Raw genomic sequence first — 22,389 nt, forward strand, 5'->3', positions numbered from 1 at the left:
TCTCGCTTGATCAGAGGCAATTTATCATTCGCTCGATTTGTCATACTAATGGCTGTTATAATCAAATGTCTTAAACAGGAATATAAAGGGTAGTTTATGTTTACTTTTAACCGTGACGTTGAATTGGAAGATTTAGGTGGTGGCCTTTCTCGTAAAGTGATGTCTTACTCAGAAAACATCATGACGGTGGAAGTTCACTTCGAAACGGGCACAGTTGCACCGATGCACAACCACCCACATGAGCAGCTAACTTACGTAAAGTCAGGTAAGTTTGAGTTCACGGTTGGTGATGAAACAAAAGTTGTGTCAGAAGGCGATACCATCTACAAAGTGCCAAACATCATGCACGGTTGTAAGTGCGTTGAAAAGGGCGTTTTGATTGATAACTTCACACCAATGCGTAAAGACTTCTTAGAAACATCAGGTTACTAAGCGTTTTACTTAAGGCATCTATGGAATGCGTAGATGCCTTAAAAGCACTCGCCTTTCAGGCCAAAACCCAATCACCTGTCGCGATAAATCACGATTTACATAGAAGGTAAATTAATTCTGGTTCGGTCGTTGGAACCAAGGTGATACGACATCCGTGATATTGTATAAACTGTAGCGTTTTCCTAACATTTGCCCGCCATCACGAGTAATGGGTTGCCATGCAACACTGCCGCGGGTGTTAGTGGGCTTCAGAGAGACAGTGTCAAATGGGATAGAAAGGTAAAAACCTTTTGTAAAACTACCTTCGCCAAAATCCTCAGCGGACATGTCAGTTAGGCTTGCATATGCTCCAACAATTATTCCGCTTTTATACTGCTTTGAAAAATCGACTCGTACACCTCTATCTTCGGCTAAGAACTTGCCAATATCTAATTGTATTCGAGTGTTTTCCAATAATGAAAAATCAGGCTGATAGTAAATAGAAAAATGCCCTGTAGTTCCTTCTGCTAGGACTTTCGTGTCATTGCTATAACCATTTTCGTCACTGTATGTATCAAAGTATGAGCTAGGATTTCGTTGGGATATGATGTTGAAATCAGCTCCAACTGCCCAGTTCGAGTTTTTTTGACGATAAAGTATTTCACTTCCAACACCAGCAAACATGCTTTCTAAATAGCCACCATAAACTTGTTGATACCAATTTTTGCCGTATTTTTCGAACCAAGTAAGCTGCAAGTTATTCAAATATATATCGTTTTCTCGAACATAAGCGCGTACTAAGGTTCTTACACGATAATTCGAAGTGTGGTCAGTAGGCGTATCGAAGTTTAGCTCATCTAAATTATCAATAAGGTTTAAAGCTACAGAGCTAGAAACTTCTAATTGATCGGTCAGCCAATAAGAAGCGCCGCCTCGTAGACTTAGGCTGTATATATAAAAGCTCTCTGGATTGCCAACAGATTGATCTAAATGTGGTGTTAACGATGTTGAGAAACGCTTGAATTCGTTGTGAACAAGGGTTTGATTCTTAATAGAAGGCGCGGTTATGTCTAATAATGTGTCACTAATAGTTGGATTAAAGTAATCAACTTCAGCTACCTTACGGTAGCCCTTAGAAGAGACTATATCTGATTTTACTGGAATGTTCTTTTTAGTTTCCACAATGTTATAATATTCAATGTTATCAGGCATATGATTGCTTAACACCGCAGAGGCTCTTTCAATTGCTTGGTTTCTGTCTCGATATTTCGATTGTTCTGCAACGACAGATACCGTGTTGTCTGCTACATAAAATTTTTCCTTGTCGTAGCCTGCAATACTTGTAAGCTCGTTACTAACGTTAAGCCAATTAACTTCATCTAAAGACTTTGCTTGCTGATTACCTAGCGGAGGGATAGGCTCATCAAACAATGGCGACTTTAAACTGTCAAAGTTTGTTGATAGTGTAAATCCAAGTGAAATAGTTGTGCCTCTTTCATAGCTTAGACGGATGTTAGCGCTATCGTTAAAAGAGTAAATAGCGCCTATGTTCCAAGGTGTTTTTGGGGTCATATCTATATTGGCTTCTGGGCGAATAACTGGAAAATCAGAGCTGTAGTCATTGCCATCGTATTCAAGTTTGAGGCGTAATGGTTGAAACGGTGTTTGGTACTCTACTCCGCCAAATAAAGACGAAGGGCCTGTAAACCAACGGTTGTAGTCTATTTCCCCTCCATTGCCTGAATATTCAGAAGAGCGACTGCAATATTCATCAGAGTAAGTGCATAAAGGGTTGCTGACATTCCCTCTTGTTCCAAGGTAGCCCCATCCTAAGCCAAGAGTGAAATCGAAATCCCCGAAACGTTTTGATGCTACAAGGTATTCGCCATCAAATAACCCTGTCCCTCCTAAATCTCTTAGTCCAACAGACACATTAGGTAACCAAAAACTCTCCTTTAATAATCGAACTTTAGTATCTATGCCTTTATCCGTGTATTTTGTATCCCCACTGAAAGCCTTGGAAGGATTATATAAAACGTCTTCTACTTGCGTATAGCGGATGCTGGTTTCAAGCCATGGCAAAAGTTGCAGAGAAATAGCGTAAAACTGGTATTCCTGGTTCTCGATGGCACTAAAGCTGAAAGTGCCTTCTTTCGCCATGCGACCGGATGGCATTTGAATAAGGCCAACTCCGCCAAAGTCAGACTGTGTTGGCAGAAACTCTGGTTCTTGGAAGGGCTCTGAGAAGCGCTCAAGTGTAGTCGCCATCAGTTCAGAAGTAAGTGCAACGGAACAAACAGAAACCTTAAGGAGCGAATAGCCTAAACGAAAAATTGGCATTATGGCTCCATATAATAAGTCAGCAGGTGAGCGATATCAGTGTTCAAGTTAGAATGCTTATTTGGTAAATCCGCTAGCTCGATAAAGATAAATGCGCCAGGGCTGAGAAAATATAACGTTCTTGCCCACTGAATGTCATTAGCTAAGTAAACATCCTGATTGGGTTGGATGACCCAAGCAGAATGATATTTCGGCTTTTTGTTGCCTGTTTTTTGAGTATGTATGTCAGAAAAAATCGGCAAATCAGATACATAATCTTTTAAATCATAATTCGCTTTTAAAGGCTTCGTAAAGCTCTTTTCATAGTCTCCACTAAAAATTCTAATATAGTCAGGGCGAGTTGAAAGGAAAAGTTGATACTGACCTCTTAACATAGGGTTCGAACGACTAATAAGTCTTACTTTTTCTATATCGGTTTCTATTTTTTCGCGATACACAAAATTCAAGTCTGACAGTTGAGCAATAAGGTTATTTGCTTCAACAGTATTTAATTCTTTCAAGGCATCAAGAACCAAAGCTTTTTTTTGATCAACGAGGTTTTTCTTATGAGGAGAGATAAGAGATATACCCAGCGGATAAATTTTATTGTTTGTATAGGAGTAAGTATCTCCAAGAACTTGTGAAAACCTAACCGCTTGATCGTAGTTTAATACAATATTCTGCTCGGTTAATGTGATGCTGGTTGTTTCAGTATGTTCTGAGTAGTTTTCTGCAGCGAGCTCCCCAGCATACCCCATCCAAACACACAAAATGAAGCTAAGGTGCCTTATAAATACAATCATGAATCTTCACTCATAGACCGTGAGATATGGACAGTAGCAGAACTACGAACTAATTCTGATGCAGGAGAAGGTTCAGTGAAATGCTTCATTGTAAGTATTTCAATTTTATCCATATTGGGGCCAATATATTGGATACTTTTTACAACTCTTGGTTTAGAAGTATGATCACTAGGAACCACCCAGAACTTATTGGTGAGACGATAATTTAAATCGTCAAAATACACAGCTTCAGACCAATAATCCGTATCGCTTTCCCATATCTCAGTTGTAATAGTTTCTTTACCTATGTGACTCGTTTTTACCGTAGCTGGGAAGTTGTATCTATAGCCAGGAGACCAGTCATAAACAGCAGACCACTGTTCTTCTTTACCTATCCAAGGCAAATCATTTTCAGTGTTGTGAAGAGATTCTAGATTAGCTGAGTTAAGTCCGCTTGTATGAGTGATGCGCCCGTTTTCCGTTACAATAGCACCTTTGTCAGAAGAAACCCAAGTTAGTCTATAGTGATTGTTGTAATGATTTTTTTCGGCAAAGGCCAAGATCATAAGGATGGGAGGAGCGTCATTGACCGTCACGATAACAGAAGAGTAAGGAAGGGCTTGTATATATTCTTTGGTGATATCTGTTCCTTTATTGTGTTCGAATGCTAGTTTTGCCGACTCTATAGCTGTTTGAAAATTACTTGAGCAGCCAGACAGAAAAAATATACAGAGGAATAAGCAATACTTGTCTAAGGAAAGAGGGAAAGTAGACATGATCAAAGAGCCAACAAGAGGTAAATAAAAAACTGCCTGATGTACTTCTCTAACATCAGGCAGTTTTGAGCTTCTATTCTATCGCTTACTGAGTAGCTGTAGCTGTAGCTGTAGCTGTAGCTGTAGTAGATGTGGAAGTAGAACTGCTACCGTCATCATCTTCTGTCGCCACTGCAACGACAACGCCTGCTGCGATAACACCTGCAGAAACTGCTGCAGTAAGACCTAAAGTGCCAAGACCCGCAGCTGCACCCGCTGCACCCGCTGCACCCGCTGCACCTGCTGTGCCCGCCGCACCTGCTGTGCCCGCCGCACCTGCTGTGCCCGCCGTACCTGCTGTGCCCGCCGTACCTGCGCCGGCACCACCGCCAGCACCGCCAGCACTACTAGCGCTTTCAGCATATGCTTGGCTAGCTAGGCCAAGAGCTACTACAGTAGCTAAAGTAATTAGTTTCATAATTATTCCTTTATCATTAAACATCGATGTTTGAAGAGTTTGAAAATCTTCGTCTTCGATTCTAGAGGAAGATATGAAACAATGTAAGCATCATAAAAGTTTTTTTTGATTGTTTTCGAGCTTTTTCAAAGGGGATGTTTTCTTTATAATTAATTTTTCAGGTGTTTAATAACTTTCAATTTGCCCATCTAAAACATGATATTGTCATTTATGGAAAGTAAAGTGGCTTTATTTATCTTACGTTTTGTTACACTATTGTATACGAATATTTGGTAGCCAAAAAAACGGTTTTTTTTGTGTTAAATTAAAGTGTCTTGATGCATTTTAGTGCGGGTTTTTATATTTAAAGGGATTGTAAGCGTTTGATGTATTTGTCTACAGTAAGAAAGAAAGTGATGCCGTTTTGTTGTAAAGCCCTTAATCGCAGCGCCTATAAAGCGTTAATGCTAGTTTGTGGTTGTTTCCCCGCTGTTGGTTTTTCCTCGCCTTGGCTAGAAGCAAATGACCCTTTTCTACGATCTTCTCTTGTCTTACTTTCTGATTCCAATCAAATATCGTCACCAGTCAATATTTATCCCCAGCGTTGGTCTTTATTTGGTGATGATTTAACAGATTCCAATGAAGGCCTAATCTCATCGTCTGTTTTTATTGCGAAACAAGAAGTTTTGTACGCTTTAAATACCGCTCGACTAAATCGTGGTAATAATCGTTTCAAAGTAATCGGTGCTATAGATCAATCATCATTATCAAGCTTTGGTCAATTTAATGAAGATGAAATGGGCGCTTACATCAGCACAGATTATTTGAGTAACGCCTTTTCCTATCGTTTGACGGCAGCATACAGCGAATACAATGATGAGAAAGAACTTAATTGGAATGACAGTTATTTATCTCTAAATGCTAGTGAATGGCTTTTTACCTTGGGTAATGTTAATCGTTGGTGGGGGCAAGGTTGGCAACACAATCTAATCTTAGCTTCATACGCAAAAGCGGCCCCTGATGTTAGCGCAAGTTATATAGGGGCTAATGATTTTTTAGGTGTTTGGAGTGTTGAAAGTTTGCTTTCGAAGCCCGTAGATAGTGCATACGATAACCACAGCGCGACACGTTTGGTTTCTAAGCCATTTAGCATTTTTGAATATGGAATGACATATCAAACTTGGTTTTCTGATGTAAACAATAGTGGCGGTAATAGTGATAGCCAAATAGCACTCGATGCAAAGCTGGTTTTGCCTCACATCAAAAATTTGTATCACAGTGTTTATTTGGAAATGGCATCAACGTCTACATTGTCTGAGCTTGGTGCTTGGATGATGGGTTGGACAGGTGGTTTTAATATTGCAGACCATAATGCGCGTATTGTACTGGAATCACAGCAAACGACTTCAGCTCATGATTCAACCTCATGGAGCTCAGGCGACTATCCATCCAGTTCTGATGGCGTGACGAATAACAGTTACTTATTAGACGATAGTTATTCAGCGGCTTTTTACTTACAGCTGAAAAATGATCATAATCTCGGATTAATTTATAGAAATTCAACAGAAGATGGCGAAAACATCAAGAGTAATCAAGTAACTTATCGATTACCTGCACTGAATGGCATGATGCATTTTGGCGTTGGCCATGAGAGTAGCAATACCGATGGCGAAAACTTTATTGCTTGGAGTGGTTACGAGCTTCGTTTCTAATAATGGGTTTGAAGTCATCTATTTAAGTTGTATAAGCTAAATTGTATAGGCTGAGTCGTATAGGGCTTAAAGGATTGCAGGAATAAATAGAGAATAGGCATTAGTGGCTGAAAGGGATGCAGTTCTTGGGGCTTTATTAATCTAATAAAGCCGATGAGAGCTTCAATAGTTTTTCGAATTTAAATTATATAGACCAGGTGTTATGTATCTAAAGAAAATTTTACCAATAGCCTTTCTTATGGCTTTAGTTGCTCCAATACAGGCATTTACTCCTACGGCAGCACAAATTAGCCAATTTCAAAACTTACCCAAAGCTCAGCAGGAGCAATTGGCTCGTCAATATGGTGTGGATGTTGATTCTTTACTTGGTGGTGGGAGTGCTGTGTCTGCGCCAACCCAACAAGCGCCAGTCTTAGAACGCACAACAAGCAACCAAACTAGCGCTACAGCGACATCACAGAACAAGAATCAAACCAGCGGACTAAAATCTTTTGGTTATGAAGCGCTATCTGGCGCGGCACTGGGTTTTACCGTTGTTGATAATTTACCTGTGCCTTTAGACTATCAAATGGGGCCAGGGGATGTTGTTAATGTTCAGGTGTTTGGTAAAAGCAATCAAAAAATGACCCTGAAGATTGATCGTGATGGCACCATTAACCTGCCAGATCTTGGCCCAGTCTCAGTGGCAGGACAAACCTTTGAGCAACTTAGAGCGCAGCTTGTAGGGTTGATCAAGCAAACAATTATTGGCGTTGATGTTGCTGTATCAATGGGTACTATGCGTACCATGCAGGTTTATATTGTTGGTGAGGTCTCTCAGCCAGGCGCTTACAATGTCAATGGATTGACCACAATTACACAAGCCATAGTGGCAAGTGGTGGCGTAAAAAACTCAGGAAGCCTTCGTCAAATTCAATTAAAGCGTAAAGGTAAGGTTGTTTCGGAGTTGGACTTATACGATTTATTGATCAAAGGTGATACTTCGAAAGACGTTCGACTTTCATCAGGAGACACACTTTTCATTCCCACCAAAGCGAGTGGAGTGGAGTTGGATGGTGAAGTAGTTCGACCTGCCATTTATGAACTCAAAGGCAGAACGACACTGGCTCAATTGCTTGCTTTGGCTGGTGGCCCGAAACCGCAAGCTTATCTTTCAAGAATCAGCGTTCGTAGAATGAGTTCCATAGGTTCTCAGCAATTCACGGTAGATTTAAAACAAGCATCTGGGCGCAATTTTATTTTACAAAACGGTGATGAAATACGTTTTGGTGAAGTGTCTAATGTCTTGAAAAATGCGGTGGCTATTCGTGGCGAAGTCGTTAGCCAAGGTGCTATGAATTTCACCAGTGGAATGCGAATAAGTGATGCGATTGGTTCTATTGAAGATGACCTAAAGCAGAGCGCAGATTTGAATTACGCCTTGCTTGTTCGAGAGGGAAATAAAAACCAAGATATTGAGGTGCACCAATTCAGTTTGCTGAAAGCCCTGAGTGACCTCAATTCTATTGATAACCTATTACTACAAGAAAAAGACCAGATATTTGTTTTTAATAATGGATTGGATCTTAATTACTGGGGAGCTGAAAAAAGCATCAACTTAGCACGACAAAAAGGTTCAGTATTAAGCAATCAAACAAATATTTCCTACATTGACTCTGAGACAGGTGCGGAAATAGTATCTCAAGAAGAGAACGCAATAGGGACATTTTCTAACTCTGCAGTTTCTGCAACAGCAAAACAGCAACAAGGAAGCCGTGCAAAACTTCTTGAGCCTATTATTGAGCGACTGGCTGATCAGGCTTCTTATGATGCACCAGCATTGTTGGTTGATATATCCGGTGCAGTGAAATTTCCGGGAACTTACCCACTAGTAAAAAATGCAACGGCTGCATCATTGGTCGTTGCTGCGGGTGGTTTAACGGAAGACGCGTATTTAGACTCGGCAGAATTATCTTATCGTGGAATTGAAAACGGTCGTCTTATATCAGAGCAGATTAATTTTTCATTAAAAGACGCTATCAGTGGTAAATCCCTAGTGTCTCTTTCTCCACAAGATCATCTAGCCATAAAAACTCGACCAGATTGGCAGGAAGGTATGTTGGTTGAGCTTCAAGGTGAAGTTGTTTTCCCTGGACGATATACTTTCCAGCGTGGGGATACTATTAAAGACCTAATCGGTCGCGCGGGTGGTTTTACCGAATTTGCTTACCCTAAAGGTGCGGTATTCAGTCGTGAGCGGCTGAAGCGTCAGGAAGCGGAAAGGTTAAAATATTTAAACGCACAATTAAAACAAGAAATCAGCAATATGTCATTGCGTCGTCAAGGTGCTTCTTCCTCCGACCCTGCGCAAGCATTAAGTGTTCTTGATCAATTGGATCAAGCTGAGCCTGTCGGGCGTCTTGTCGTAAATATTGATAAAGCCATGAAAGGCGATGAATTGGCGAACTTAATGTTGGAAAAAGATGATAAGTTGTATATTCCAGCACTCAACCCGGTTATAAGTGTCGTGGGTGAAGTGCAATACGGCTCTCACCATACGTTTGATCCAAATAAAACCGTGGATGACTACATCGCATCGGCCGGTGGCACTAAGCGTCAGGCGGATACAGGTAGAATCTATATTGTGAAATCAAATGGTTCAGTGGAAGTACCTAATAACTCTTTTTGGTTTAGTCGGAAGTATCAATCGTTAGCGCCTGGGGATGCCATTATAGTGCCAATCAATACGGACTATCTTGATGGGTTAAGTACCTTATCAACAGCGACTCAAATACTTTATCAGTTAGGTGTTGCTTGGAGCGCAGTCAAGGATTAGCACACAAGTATAGCGACCTATCAAGTGTCGTAATTTTTATACAAAGTATGCTTTATACTATATTGGAACTTAATTAATAGGATGTACGGAAAACGGATGCTGTGCTTGGTTAAGAATAGCGTCCGTTTTCGATAGTAAACATTATGAGCGAACAACACTTTCCTTCTCAGAACCTACAGTATCACGATGATGAAATAGATCTTAAAGAGCTCTTTTTAGCGCTTTGGAAAGGGAAATGGATCATTATTCTATTTACTGTTTTATTCGCAATTGGTGGCGTCTTCTACGCATTGTCCCAGCCTAACACCTATAAGGCTGAAGCCATATTAGCGTCTGCAAGTGGCGGTCAGTCAGGTGGTTTGGCGGCAATGGCTTCACAGTTTGGTGGCCTAGCCTCTTTAGCGGGTATCAGTCTTGGCGGTGGCGGTGGAACAGATGATAAAGCTATGGCCTTGGCCGTGCTTCAATCTCGTCAATTCATTAACGCTTTTATAAAAAAATACGATTTGCTTGTCCCGCTAATGGCAGGTGAAAAATGGAACGAAGGGCAAGATGAATTAATCTTGAATTCAGAAATGTACGACCCTAGTACAGGTAAATGGGTTCGAGAAGTTGACCCAGGAAAATCGCCAGAGCCAACCGATTGGGATGCCTATAAAAAGTTTAAAACAATAATCTCAATTAACGAAGCCAAAGAGACAGGATTAACAACCTTATCTATTACCCATCTTTCACCAACCATCGCAAAGCAATGGGTAGATTGGTTAGTCGTTGATTTAAATGCCTGGGTAAAAACCAAATCACTGGATGATACTCGCCGCAACATCAGCTACCTAGAGGAGCAAATTGGAAACACCAACATAGCAGACATGCAATCGGTTTTTTATCAGCTTATTGAAGAGCAAACCAAAAACCTAATGCTAGCGGAAGTGCAAGACGAATTTGCTTTCAAAATCATTGACCCAGCCGTTGTGCCAGAAGAAAAAGTCGGACCAAAAAGAGCACTAATCTGCGTATTAGCTGTTCTACTAGGCGGCATGCTTGGCGTAGCCATTGTGTTAATCCACTTCGTCTTCGCCAAAAAAGAGTAAACCCCATCCATAAGCCGACCTTATTTATCTAGGTCGGCTTTCTCTTATGTAGGTCGGCCTTTAGGCCGTCAAACAAAGCAACCATATTTACCACCACCTCGTAGGTCGGATGAGCCGAGGAACGAGGCGTGATCCGACGATAAAAGTGATGTGACACAATAAAATCACACACCACCAAATACCACCCTTGTAATGATTAACAAACGAGAATCTTTTTCATCTATTTAACAGTCACATTCTTTACATGATTGGCTAACATATATATCATCGTTCACCAATTGAACGGTGTAGATTTTTACCAAGGAAATGGTTACTAAAAAACAAGGTAAAAACGTGTTAACAGATGAATATCGTTACAAGATTTTAAAAGAACTCCAGCAAGACCCAGAAATAAGTCAACGTGAATTGGCGAGACGATTGGGAGTGAGCCTTGGGAAAACCAACTTTTGCCTTAACGCCCTAATTGAAAAAGGCCTAGTAAAAGCGGACAACTTTAAAAAAAACCCAAACAAAACACGGTATTTGTACCTATTAACACCAAAAGGCATAGAAGAAAAAATAACACTCACACAGCACTTTCTTCAAAGAAAACTAAAAGAACACGAAGAACTAGCGAAAGAAATTGAACGACTACGTGAAGAAATAAAACCGTAAACCATAACCTACAAAAATCGTAGGTCGGCCTTCAGGTCGTCAAGAAAATCGTTGTCGCGAAACCACAATCTACAAAAATCGTAGGTCGGATGAGACGAGGCACGAGGCGTGATCCGACATTACACACTCGGTTTATTTGAAAAATCAAATTAGGCAGGAAGTAAATGAAATTTCTAGTGACAGGCGCTGCAGGTTTTATTGGTATGAATACGTGTAAGCGTCTTTTAGATGATGGACATGAAGTCGTTGGCCTAGATAATTTAAACACCTATTACATAACAGAATTAAAAACACACCGTCTTGATCAATTACTGCCTTATAGTAATTTTAGGTTCGTAAAGTTAGACCTTGCAAATCGTGAAGGCATGGCGAATCTATTCAAAGAAGAGCAATTTCAGCGAGTCATTCATCTAGCCGCGCAAGCAGGGGTACGTTATTCCATAGAAACGCCATTTGATTATGTGGATAGTAACCTTGTTGGGATGATGACGGTTTTAGAAGGCTGCCGCCATAACAAGGTAGAACACCTTGTGTATGCCTCTTCTAGCTCTGTGTATGGCATGAATACCAAAATCCCTTTCAGTGAAAGCGATACAGTCGATCACCCTGTTTCCTTGTATGCAGCAACGAAAAAGTCCAATGAGTTAATGGCTCATTCCTACGCGCATCTGTATAATATTCCGACAACTGGTTTGCGATTTTTTACCGTATACGGCCCAGGTGGTCGTCCTGACATGGCCCCTTGGTTGTTTACAGAAGCCATCTTAAATGACGAACCTATTAAGGTGTTTAATCACGGAAAAATGATGCGTGATTTCACATACATAGACGATATTGTGGAAGGTGTTATTCGTATACAGAATGTGGTGCCTCAGAAACAAAAAACTGAAGTGTCAGGGACAACAGCACCTTATTCCATTTATAATATTGGTAATAATCAACCGATTCAATTATCAGAATTTATAGAAGCCATTGAAATCGCCTGTGGTAAAACCGCTGACAAAAACTACATGGACATGCAGCCGGGTGACGTCCCAAAAACCTATGCAGACACGGCACAACTAGAGGCAGTAGTAGGCTACAAACCAGCGACAACAATTCAAGAAGGCATGGAGAAGTTTGTAGCTTGGTATAAAATATTCCAAAACGAATTAAAATCATAACCTAAAACATAGATTTAAATCGTAGGTCGGATTAAGCGAGGCACGAGACGTAATCCGACAAGACCTCGTTGAATATTAAGAAGTTTAAAGAATACGGAAGTCACCATGAAAAAATACAAAATCGCTATAGCCGGAACAGGTTACGTTGGCTTATCAAATGCCATGCTATTATCACAGCATAGCGACGTAATAGCCGTTGATATTATTCATGACAAAGTAGAGATGCTTAATAATAAGCAGTCTCCTATTGCCGATGTTGAAATAGAAGATTTCTTAACAAATAAAACACTTAATTTTACCGCTACGTTAGATAAAACCTTAGCCTATAAAAACGCTGACTTTGTAATCATAGCCACACCAACGGATTACGATCCAGACACTAATTACTTTAATACTGCTTCTGTTGAAAGCGTTATCAAAGACGTGCTTGAGATTAACCCAAGCGCGGTGATGGTGATTAAATCAACGGTACCTGTTGGTTACACGAAAAGCGTGAATGAAAAATTCCAAACGTCGAACATTTTATTTTCTCCAGAGTTCTTGCGTGAAGGCAAAGCCCTTCATGACAACTTGTACCCATCTCGTATTATTGTAGGTGAAGATTCGGATCGAGCTAGAATCTTTGCGGGGTTATTACAGCAAGGCGCTATTAAGCAAGATATACAGGTTTTGTTTACTGACTCAACAGAAGCAGAGGCCGTTAAACTTTTTTCCAATACCTACTTGGCTATGCGTGTTGCTTACTTTAATGAATTAGACTCTTACTGTGAATCCCATGGTTTAAGCGCCAAACAGGTAATAGAAGGGGTGGGATTAGATCCTCGTATTGGAAACCATTACAACAACCCTTCTTTTGGTTACGGTGGTTACTGTTTACCTAAAGACACTAAGCAATTATTAGCGAACTATGAAAACGTACCTAATAATATTATTCGTGCGATTGTGGATTCTAATACTACTCGTAAAGATTTTATTGCTGATTCTATTTTGAAACGTAACCCTAAAGTGGTTGGTATTTATCGCCTTGTAATGAAGACAGGATCAGATAACTTTAGAGCCTCTGCAATACAAGGCGTTATGAAGCGACTAAAGGCCAAAGGTGTAGAAGTCATCTTATTTGAACCTGAATTACACGAAGACGAATTTTTTCACTCTAAGGTCTATCGTGATTTTGACGTGTTCAAGCAGACGGCTGACGTGGTGGTTGCTAACCGCATGACAAGTGATTTAGATGACGTGGCGGACAAAGTTTATACCCGTGATTTGTTTGGTGAAGATTAGTTACTAGTTTTAAGTCTATTTTTAAATGAAAGGACGTGTTTTGAAAATTATTCCAATTATTTTATCCGGTGGTGTAGGCAGTCGACTTTGGCCTTTATCACGCGAACATTACCCTAAACAGTGTCTTCCTTTAACGGATAAAGAGTACAGTCTTTTGCAGCAAACGCTATTGCGTACTCAGTCTCTCGAGGTGGGCAATCCTATTGTGGTTTGTAACGAAGATCATCGTTTTTTAATTGCACAGCAGTTGCAATCAATTGGTGTGAAAAAATCCAGTATATTACTTGAGCCAAAGGGACGTAATACTGCTCCAGCTATCGCTTTAGCAGCGTTTGAAACTCAGCGTACTCAGTCGGAAATAGCGGAACTCAGTGATACGTTAATGCTTGTATTGCCTGCTGACCATGTAATTCGTGATATAGCTGCTTTTGAAGAGACGATTACTCAAGCAGTTGAGCTGGCTAAAAAAGGGGCTTTAGTAACTTTTGGTGTGCAGCCAACTTGCCCAGAAACGGGTTACGGTTATATTCGTTCGGGTGAAGATTTTGCGGTGGCTGAGTTCGTAGAAAAGCCCAATCTTGAAAAAGCCCAAGCGTATTTAGAGTCTGGTGAATACTTATGGAACAGCGGCATGTTCTTATTCAGTGCCAAAGCCTACCTAGATGAACTGTCAGCCCATCGAAACGATATTTTTCAATCGGTACAAAATGCCTACCAACAACGTTCAGAAGACATGGATTTTGTTCGTATTGATGCACAGTTATTTGCTGAATGTCCAGAAGAGTCTATCGACTTCGCGGTGATGGAGAAAACCAAGAAGGCCAAAGTGGTTCCTTATCATGGTGATTGGAGCGACATTGGTGCTTGGGATGCTTTGTACGATTATTCTGATAAAGACAGTGACCAAAACGTGTTGCTTGGTGATGTGATGTCAGAAGGTTCAAGCAATTGCTTGATACGTTCCGAGTCTCGTTTAGTGGCGGCTGTGGGTGTGAAAGACCTTGTGATTGTGGAAACTGCAGATGCTATTTTGGTTATGGACAAAAATAACGCTCAAGATGTGAAGAAAATTGTTAAGCGTATTCAGACTGAAGATCGTGAGGAGCACATGTATCATACGCAAGTTCATCGTCCTTGGGGATCGTACGAAACCGTAGATCTTGGTGAGCGTCATCAAGTGAAACGTATTACAGTAAAACCAGGTGAAAAGCTCAGTGTTCAAATGCATCACCATAGAGCAGAGCATTGGGTGGTTGTATCAGGCACCGCGAAAGTACAAAACGGCGACCAAGAAATACTGCTCACGGAAAACGAATCAACTTATATTCCGGTTGGTGTGGTACATGCATTAGAAAACCCAGGGAAAATTCTATTACAACTAGTGGAAGTACAGTCTGGTAGTTATTTGGGTGAAGACGACATTGTTCGTTTCAGTGATCGTTATGGACGCTCAAAATAATGTTGGATTCTAACAGTGTGCAAGTGACAGTACTAAGTGATGAACTTGGTGTTGCCTTTGGAACAAGTGGTGTTCGTGGTTTGGTGGTCGATTTAACGCCAGAGCTTTGTTTTGCGTTTGTGACGTCGTTTCTGCAAGAAGTTTGCCCGAATACAACCCATGTTGCGGTTGGCATAGATTTACGACCAAGTAGCCCAGAGATAGCAAAATCGGTTCTATTTGCCATTGAATCCTACGGTGCTAAAGCGACTTACTGTGGTACGCTTCCGACACCTGCATTAGCATTTTACGCCATGCAAAATGCGATGCCTTCCATCATGATTACCGGCAGTCATATCCCATTTGATCGTAATGGCATCAAGTTTTATCGTCCTGATGGTGAAATCAGTAAAGCAGACGAAGCCAGTATTATGAATGGCCAAGTATCGGTTCCAAGCGATCTTGTAAAAAACACATCAGAACGAGTGCTTCCCGTGACTGATGCCGTTGCGATAGATCTGTTCAAAACTCGATATACCTCATTATTTCCAACCACTCTGCTGAATGGCAAACGTATCGGCGTGTATGAACATTCCAGTGTGGCTCGTGATGTTATCAAGATATTATTGACCCACTTTGGCGCGGATGTCGTCTCACTTGAGCGAACTGAAACCTTCGTACCAATTGATACGGAAGCAGTGTCGGAAGAAGATAAGCTGAAAGGTTTAGATTGGGCGAAAACGCACAACCTAGACGCCATTATTTCAACCGATGGTGATGGTGATCGACCGCTAATCAGTAATGAAAAAGGTGAATGGCTTCGCGGTGATATTCTCGGTGTGTTGTGTGCAGATTATTTGAACGCAACGCATGTAGCGGCGCCTGTTAACGTGAATACCGCTCTTGAGTTACGCAAGCCAGAACGAAAAGTATTAAGAACGAAAATTGGCTCACCTTATGTAATAGCTGGGATGGAAGCTTTATTACTAGAAAATAAAGAAGAAGCGCCAGAGGCAAGAATCGTTGGGTATGAAGCTAACGGTGGTTTTTTAGTCGGTTCTGACTTTGATGTAAATAACCAAACTCTACATGCTTTACCAACGCGAGATTCTATCCTACCAGCACTTATTGTATTGGCTATGTCTCAAGAACAAACTAAACCAATTAGCCAGTTAACAGATGATTTTCCAGAGCGTTATACCGCCAGCGATCGGATTAAAGACATTCCGACAGAAACCAGTCGACAACTTATCTCAGAGCTAAAAAACAGCAAAATGAAGCAAGTTCAATTATTAACTGCAATTGAAAAAGAAGATGAAGAACTAGAAGTGGTTTCTATTGATGAAACTGATGGACTACGTATGACTTTAAGTAATGGTGATATTGTTCATCTAAGGCCTTCAGGTAATGCACCTGAATTGAGGTGTTACGCAGAAAGTTCTGACCTACAAAAATCAGACGATATTGTGGAAAAAATATTACTAAGTTGCCGATAATCGTTGCTTAGATCTAGGTTGAACTAAAATAAACTATCAATAATTTTGAAAAAAACACGGAGTAAACATGAGTAAGAAAGCACTCATTACAGGTATTACAGGGCAAGATGGTTCCTACCTTGCAGAACTTTTATTAGAAAAAGGCTATGAAGTACACGGTATTAAACGCCGAGCTTCATCGTTAAACACAGAGCGTGTTGATCATATTTATCAAGATAACCATGAAAAAGACCAAAAATTCTTTTTGCATTATGGTGATTTAACTGACTCATCTAACCTAACGCGTATATTAAAAGACGTACAGCCTGATGAAGTCTATAATTTAGGAGCCCAGTCTCATGTTGCAGTCTCTTTTGAGTGCCCTGAATACACAGCAGATGTTGATGCAATGGGAACATTGCGATTACTAGAAGCAATACGTTTCTTAGGTTTGGAAAAGAAAACAAAGTTTTATCAAGCTTCTACTTCTGAACTATTTGGTGAAGTACAAGAAATTCCACAAAAAGAGACTACGCCATTTCACCCTCGCTCTCCTTATGCGGTTGCTAAAATGTACGCTTACTGGATAGTGGTGAATTACCGTGAGTCTTACGGTATGTATGCATGTAACGGTATTTTATTTAATCATGAGTCGCCACGTCGTGGTGAGACTTTCGTAACACGTAAAATTACTCGCGCAATTGCTAATATCTCTCAAGGACTGGAAAGCTGTTTATACCTTGGCAACATGGATGCGCTACGTGATTGGGGGCATGCGAAAGACTATGTACGCATGCAATGGATGATGCTTCAACAAGACGTTGCTGATGATTTTGTCATCGCTACAGGCAAACAAATATCAGTACGTGAGTTTGTTACTCTGTCAGCAAAAGAAGCAGGTATTGAACTTGAGTTTAGTGGTGAAGGAGTTGATGAAGTTGCCACAGTAACCAAAATAAAAGGTGATAATGCGCCAGCGGTAAATGTTGGCGATATAATTGTTAAAGTTGACACTCGTTATTTCCGCCCTGCGGAGGTGGAAACCTTACTGGGTGATCCTTCAAAAGCAAAAGACAAGTTAGGTTGGACACCTGAAATTACCGTAGAAGAAATGTGTGCAGAAATGGTTGCTAATGATTTAAATAAAGCGAAACAGCACGCTATTTTAAAAACACACGGTTTTGATTTGGCCGTTTCAGTAGAGAATGCATAAATGAGCGAAGTGAAAAAAATTATGCGTGTTTTTGTCGCTGGCCATAACGGTATGGTAGGTTCTGCTATTGTAAGGCAGTTGAGTGCAAATAAAAATGTGCAAATAATTACACGTACAAGGGCTGAATTAGACCTTACTAATCAACAAGCTGTACTTGAGTTTTTTAAAACTGAAAAAATAGATCAAGTATATTTAGCTGCTGCAAAGGTAGGTGGAATTGTTGCTAATAATACCTACCCTGCAGATTTTATTTACCAAAACTTAACAATTCAAAATAATATAATCCACAGCGCGCATTTATGTGGCGTACAAGATTTATTATTTTTAGGCTCGTCGTGTATTTACCCTAAATTGGCTGAGCAGCCAATGACAGAGCATGCTTTATTAACAGGCATATTAGAACCAACTAACGAACCTTATGCCATTGCAAAAATTGCAGGTATAAAAATGTGTGAATCTTATAACCGTCAATACGCTCGTAATTATCGCAGTGTTATGCCGACTAATCTTTATGGCACTCATGATAATTTCCATCCAGAAAATAGTCATGTTATCCCTGCGCTATTACGCCGCTTTCATGAGGCGAAATTAAATGGTGATAAAGAAGTTATTGCTTGGGGAAGTGGTAAACCAATGCGTGAATTTTTGTATGTAGACGATATGGCTGCTGCATCAATTTATGTGATGAACTTAGAGCAATCAGTTTATGAAGAAAATACAGAGCCTATGTTAAGTCATATTAATGTTGGTTCAGGTGTTGATTATACTATTCGTGAACTGGTTGAGACAATTGCTAAAGTGGTTGGTTTTGAAGGCGAGATTAAATTTGATGCAACCAAGCCTGATGGTGCCCCAAGAAAGTTAATGAATGTTGAAAGACTTGAATCATTAGGATGGCAGTATTCTATTGCTCTAGAAAAAGGACTTGAATTAGCTTATAAATGGTTTGTTGATAATCAAGAAGAATTTAGAAAATAGTGAACTCTGTAATAGCAAATTCATAACAAGGTGAAATTAATGAAAAAATTGATTGTTGATTTAGATGGAACAATTACATTAGCTAATACAAGTGACTATAAAAATGTTCTGCCTAATGTCGAGTTGGTAGAAAGTCTAAGAGAATATAAACAGAATGGATTTACTATTGTTATATCAACAGCTAGAAATATGAGAACCTATGAAGGGAATGTTGGTAAAATCAATATTTGCACATTGCCAACTATCACCGAATGGCTAGATAGGCATGAAGTACCTTATGATGAAGTACTCGTAGGCAAGCCTTGGTGTGGTCATGATGGTTTTTACATTGATGATCGAGCAATTCGTCCATCGGAGTTTACTGCTATGAGCTTTGAAGAGATCACAGCATTGATTGAAAAAGAGAAAATATGTTCTTAATCATGTCTGGCTCTTATGTGCAATCAGAACTAAATGCTGAATTTGGACATATTCCGCCAAGTTTTTTACCGCTAGGAAATAAAAGACTCTTTCAATACCAGATTAAGCTAGCTCCTAAAGGTTGTAAAATATATTTATCCGTTCCTGAAGATTATACGATCAATGCAGTAGATTACGACTGGTTGAGCAAACATCGCGTAATCTTACTTAAAACTCCTTGTTCGCTAAATGTAGGGCAGGGCTTAGTTGCGTGCTTAAACCTGATTGACGAGCCAATTAACTCATCTTTACATCTACTCTTTGGAGATACTCTTTTCACTAAGTTACCGGAAGGTAATGATATTTTAGCTGTATCGGAAGTTAAGAGTAATTATCAGTGGTCAAGTATTGACAATAATAATATTGATTGGTTAACAGAATCAAAAAATAGCTCAAATGTAGTCTGTGGTTATTTTAAATTTAATGAACCACGCAAGCTTATTCGTAATATTACTCAGGAGAAATGGGATTTTATTAAAGGGATTGATCGATATAAAAAAGAAAATGGATTATCTCAAAACCAATCAACTGATTGGTATGACTTTGGTCATGTGAACACTTATTATCATTCAAAAGCTGCCTTTACTACACAGCGATCATTTAATGAATTAACTATCAATCCTAGGTTTATTGAAAAATCGAGTTTTAAAAGCCAGAAAATCAAAGCAGAAGCTAATTGGTTTGAAACATTACCTACCATGATGAAAAGCTATACTCCGCAGTATTTGGGACATACAGAAACATGTGAGGGCAAGTTTAGTTATCGTTTGGAGTATCTTCATAATACCGCACTCAATGAATTATTTGTGTTTTCAGAAATGCCAAATATTATTTGGAGTAATATTTTAGAGCATTGTTTGAATTTTATTCAGGATTGCAATAGTGAAATATCACCTCATCAAGCGATTAGCCAAGATATAAATCAGTTATTTAGTGCTAAGACATTAGAGCGTTTAGAAGAGTTTAAAACTACTAAAAATTTTTCATTTTCTGATAAATGGATTTTTAATGATGATCTATCTGTTTCTCTTGAACAAATATTAGCCGAGAGTGAAAAAAATTTACCAAGCGAAAATAAAATATCAACACTAATGCATGGTGATTTTTGTTTCAGCAATATTCTTTATGACTTCAGAGCAAATAGAATAAAAACAATAGACCCTAGGGGTATGACTCTTTCTGGGGATATTACTATTTATGGTGATATTCGTTATGATCTTGCTAAACTTAGCCACTCTATTTTAGGTATGTACGATTGGATTGTAGCAGGCTACCATCAAACATCTTTAGATTGGCAGACAAAAAAAATTCAATTCAATATTTCTGGTGAAGTGAAACATAAAGATACCCAGAGTATGTTTATTGTAATGGTAGGTCAAAAATATAACTTAACACCAGTAAACCTATACGCAATGCAATTACAACTTTTTTTATCTATGTTGCCTTTACACGCTGATGATCCATACCGGCAAGAAGGTTTGTTTGCAAATGTATTTAGACTTTATCAAATTATGAAAAGGCTCGAAGAATGATAGTTATACCAATGGCGGGAATGAGTTCTCGATTTTTTAAAGCAGGATATACTCAACCAAAATACATGTTAGAAGCGCATGGAAAAACATTATTTGAACATTCTGTTGAAAGTTTTAAGTCTTACTATAAGTCCAAACGTTTTTTATTCATTGTGCGCGATGTTTTTAATACGGTAGATTTTGTAAAAAAAACTGCCGAGTCTCTTGGTATTTCTGATTTCAAAATTATTGTGTTAAACCAAGAAACGAGAGGACAGGCTGAAACAGTCACACTTGGTTTAAGTGAAATAACTTATCAAGGGCCAATAACTATCTTTAATATCGATACTTTTAGGCCTAACTTTAAATATCCAAATCTTAATAAGCTAGGAGATGGTTACTTAGAAGTTTTTCAGGGAGAAGGTGATAATTGGTCATTTGTAAAGCCTCTTAATGAGCTCTCTCATAAAGTAACTCAAACAACAGAAAAAAATCCAATATCAGATTTATGTTGCACTGGTTTATATTATTTTTCTTCCGTAAACGATTATTTAGATGCATATAACGATTATTTAGCTAAACCAGAAAATGAATGGGAAAAAGCAGAGCTTTATGTTGCACCTTTATATAATCATTTAATTAGCGAAGGTAAAAATATACATTACAATCTAATTAAAAGACGTGACGTTATATTTTGCGGTGTTCCAGATGAATATATTTATTTTTTAGAGAGGTAATGCATTGCATAAAATTAGTGTGTTAATAACAGGCGAAATAAAGTCTAGTAATGCTTTTTTAAGATCAATACAAGAATTTGTTGCCCTTAAAAATGAGGGGGTAGTGGGTGAAATTATTCTTTCTACATGGAAAGGTGAGCTCGATAAACAAAGCGAAGAATTAATTGAGCAAGTTAATGAAAATTTAATCGTAGTTACTCCTAAACCACCAAAAGTTAATAGTGGCAGTATATTTTATCAGATGAAGTCATTTCATTGCGCTTTAAATAAAGTAACTAATAAAAATAACTTTATTTTTAAAAGTCGTCCAGATTTGTTTATTGCAAAAGAAGATCTTAAAAGAATTTTTGGTAAAGATTATAAAATCAACAGCGCTCGTAGCCCATTCAAGAGCAAAATATGGATTCCGTGGTTCGAAATATCCAAACCATTCTATCTTGCAGATGAGTGTTTTTTTTGTAGTTATTTGGATGCACTAAAACTATATAACTATAATACAATCTATGATAATTATTATGAGATTGATGCTGGTATTAGCCATATTCGGCGTTTTTATAATCCATTTATTGAGTGTTATCCTGAATTTGAAAAATTCTTCCAATTTTTTGGTGTTACTGGTCATGGAAGAAGGAAAAGATTTGAGATATTTGGAGAGCTATATAGAAATTCAAGTTATCGTAAAGGAATGATCTTATATTATGAAATATTGAAAGAGAATTTTAATATAGGTCTAGATAAATATGGATATATAGATTTTAGAGAATGGAATAAACTAGAAAAAAGCACTTTAATTGAATCATTGTATACCTCTGTTAGCAAAAAAAACTCTTTTGATGCGACAAAAGGTCACGTGTATGGTTATAGTGATAAAGATGTCATTACGTTATTAAATTTCATGCCTAAATGTGGCGACGAGGAGGTAATAACCGAGAATAATGACGTTGCTACAAAACGTTTCATTTCTCAGGTTGTCAGCTCTATTCCCAAAGACAACATATTTAAAATCAAACTTAAAAAGTTATTTAGTTATTTTAAATAAGTTCGATTTTTAAATCGAAGGATACTTATGGATTTTTCCTTTTTGGAGGGAGTGTCATTAAGTAGTGTGATTTTGGGTGACTTGAGAAATTATATTTAA

At 38.9% G+C, this 22,389-nt stretch carries 19 protein-coding genes; 15 read left to right on the top strand and 4 right to left on the bottom strand.

All coding sequences use genetic code 11. From position 1 onward, the window contains the following. The first annotated feature begins 96 nt into the window (after positions 1-96). Complete coding sequence (locus MUS1_RS02920) at positions 97-432, top strand: cupin domain-containing protein (RefSeq protein ID WP_036158813.1); 336 nt, start codon at positions 97-99, stop codon at positions 430-432. Between the two features lie 111 nt (positions 433-543). Here the strand turns inward: MUS1_RS02920 and MUS1_RS02925 are convergent, their stop codons facing one another. The 4 genes from MUS1_RS02925 to MUS1_RS16035 form a co-directional block, all read right to left on the bottom strand. Then, the gene (locus MUS1_RS02925; protein WP_156924848.1) at positions 544-2,751 is read right to left on the bottom strand and encodes a YjbH domain-containing protein; all 2,208 of its coding nucleotides are present in this window, start codon (positions 2,749-2,751) and stop codon (positions 544-546) included. Next, a complete protein-coding gene (locus tag MUS1_RS02930) occupies positions 2,751-3,533 on the bottom strand; it encodes a capsule biosynthesis GfcC D2 domain-containing protein (protein ID WP_036158815.1) in 783 nt (260 codons plus the stop codon). The genes MUS1_RS02925 and MUS1_RS02930 overlap by 1 nt, the downstream gene beginning before the upstream one ends. Then, positions 3,530-4,288 carry a YjbF family lipoprotein gene (locus tag MUS1_RS02935; RefSeq protein ID WP_036158817.1) on the bottom strand — a complete coding sequence of 253 codons (759 nt, stop codon included), beginning with the start codon at positions 4,286-4,288 and terminating at the stop codon, positions 3,530-3,532. The genes MUS1_RS02930 and MUS1_RS02935 overlap by 4 nt, the downstream gene beginning before the upstream one ends. 85 nt (positions 4,289-4,373) lie before the next feature. Continuing rightward, on the bottom strand, positions 4,374-4,745 hold the full coding sequence (locus MUS1_RS16035; RefSeq protein WP_051436064.1) for a hypothetical protein: 372 nt from the start codon (positions 4,743-4,745) through the stop codon (positions 4,374-4,376). A gap of 365 nt (positions 4,746-5,110) precedes the next feature. On the opposite strand from MUS1_RS16035, the gene MUS1_RS02945 reads away from it, so the two are divergent. From MUS1_RS02945 to MUS1_RS03010, 14 genes are all read left to right on the top strand, one after another. Then, entirely contained in the window at positions 5,111-6,436 is a 1,326-nt protein-coding gene (locus tag MUS1_RS02945) for a capsule assembly Wzi family protein (RefSeq protein WP_051436065.1), read from the top strand. Between the two features lie 238 nt (positions 6,437-6,674). Continuing rightward, complete coding sequence (locus tag MUS1_RS02950; RefSeq protein WP_156924849.1) at positions 6,675-9,251, top strand: SLBB domain-containing protein; 2,577 nt, start codon at positions 6,675-6,677, stop codon at positions 9,249-9,251. Between the two features lie 143 nt (positions 9,252-9,394). Next, a complete protein-coding gene (locus tag MUS1_RS02955; protein WP_036158826.1) occupies positions 9,395-10,342 on the top strand; it encodes a Wzz/FepE/Etk N-terminal domain-containing protein in 948 nt (315 codons plus the stop codon). 306 nt (positions 10,343-10,648) lie between these two features. Beyond that, positions 10,649-10,996: a MarR family EPS-associated transcriptional regulator gene (locus MUS1_RS02960; RefSeq protein WP_245595719.1), complete on the top strand. Its 348-nt coding sequence runs from the start codon at positions 10,649-10,651 to the stop codon at positions 10,994-10,996. Between the two features lie 164 nt (positions 10,997-11,160). After that, positions 11,161-12,159: an NAD-dependent epimerase gene (locus MUS1_RS02965; protein ID WP_036158828.1), complete on the top strand. Its 999-nt coding sequence runs from the start codon at positions 11,161-11,163 to the stop codon at positions 12,157-12,159. Positions 12,160-12,264: 105 nt separating this feature from the next. Beyond that, positions 12,265-13,440, top strand: coding sequence for a nucleotide sugar dehydrogenase (locus MUS1_RS02970; protein ID WP_036158831.1), 1,176 nt, complete (start codon positions 12,265-12,267; stop codon positions 13,438-13,440). Positions 13,441-13,480: 40 nt separating this feature from the next. After that, positions 13,481-14,899, top strand: coding sequence for a mannose-1-phosphate guanylyltransferase/mannose-6-phosphate isomerase (locus MUS1_RS02975; protein ID WP_281171165.1), 1,419 nt, complete (start codon positions 13,481-13,483; stop codon positions 14,897-14,899). Beyond that, the gene (locus MUS1_RS02980; protein WP_036158839.1) at positions 14,899-16,374 is read left to right on the top strand and encodes a phosphomannomutase; all 1,476 of its coding nucleotides are present in this window, start codon (positions 14,899-14,901) and stop codon (positions 16,372-16,374) included. Before MUS1_RS02975 ends, MUS1_RS02980 begins: the two co-directional genes overlap by 1 nt. A gap of 67 nt (positions 16,375-16,441) precedes the next feature. Next, on the top strand, positions 16,442-17,566 hold the full coding sequence (gene gmd / locus MUS1_RS02985; RefSeq protein ID WP_036158842.1) for a GDP-mannose 4,6-dehydratase: 1,125 nt from the start codon (positions 16,442-16,444) through the stop codon (positions 17,564-17,566). Then, positions 17,567-18,544 (top strand): GDP-L-fucose synthase, encoded by a 978-nt coding sequence (gene fcl / locus MUS1_RS02990; RefSeq protein WP_036158844.1) that lies wholly within the window; start codon positions 17,567-17,569, stop codon positions 18,542-18,544. It abuts the gene before it with no gap. Between the two features lie 39 nt (positions 18,545-18,583). Continuing rightward, positions 18,584-18,964 (top strand): HAD hydrolase family protein, encoded by a 381-nt coding sequence (locus MUS1_RS02995; RefSeq protein WP_036158846.1) that lies wholly within the window; start codon positions 18,584-18,586, stop codon positions 18,962-18,964. Further along, complete coding sequence (locus MUS1_RS03000; RefSeq protein WP_036158848.1) at positions 18,955-20,535, top strand: aminoglycoside phosphotransferase family protein; 1,581 nt, start codon at positions 18,955-18,957, stop codon at positions 20,533-20,535. Before MUS1_RS02995 ends, MUS1_RS03000 begins: the two co-directional genes overlap by 10 nt. Then, positions 20,532-21,251, top strand: a complete 720-nt coding sequence (locus tag MUS1_RS03005) for a glycosyltransferase family 2 protein (protein ID WP_036158850.1) — start codon at positions 20,532-20,534, stop codon at positions 21,249-21,251. Before MUS1_RS03000 ends, MUS1_RS03005 begins: the two co-directional genes overlap by 4 nt. A gap of 4 nt (positions 21,252-21,255) precedes the next feature. Continuing rightward, positions 21,256-22,290 carry a hypothetical protein gene (locus MUS1_RS03010; RefSeq protein ID WP_036158852.1) on the top strand — a complete coding sequence of 345 codons (1,035 nt, stop codon included), beginning with the start codon at positions 21,256-21,258 and terminating at the stop codon, positions 22,288-22,290. Positions 22,291-22,389 lie beyond the last annotated feature (99 nt).

The sequence above is a fragment of the Marinomonas ushuaiensis DSM 15871 genome (assembly GCF_000521805.1).
GTDB lineage: Bacteria > Pseudomonadota > Gammaproteobacteria > Pseudomonadales > Marinomonadaceae > Marinomonas > Marinomonas ushuaiensis.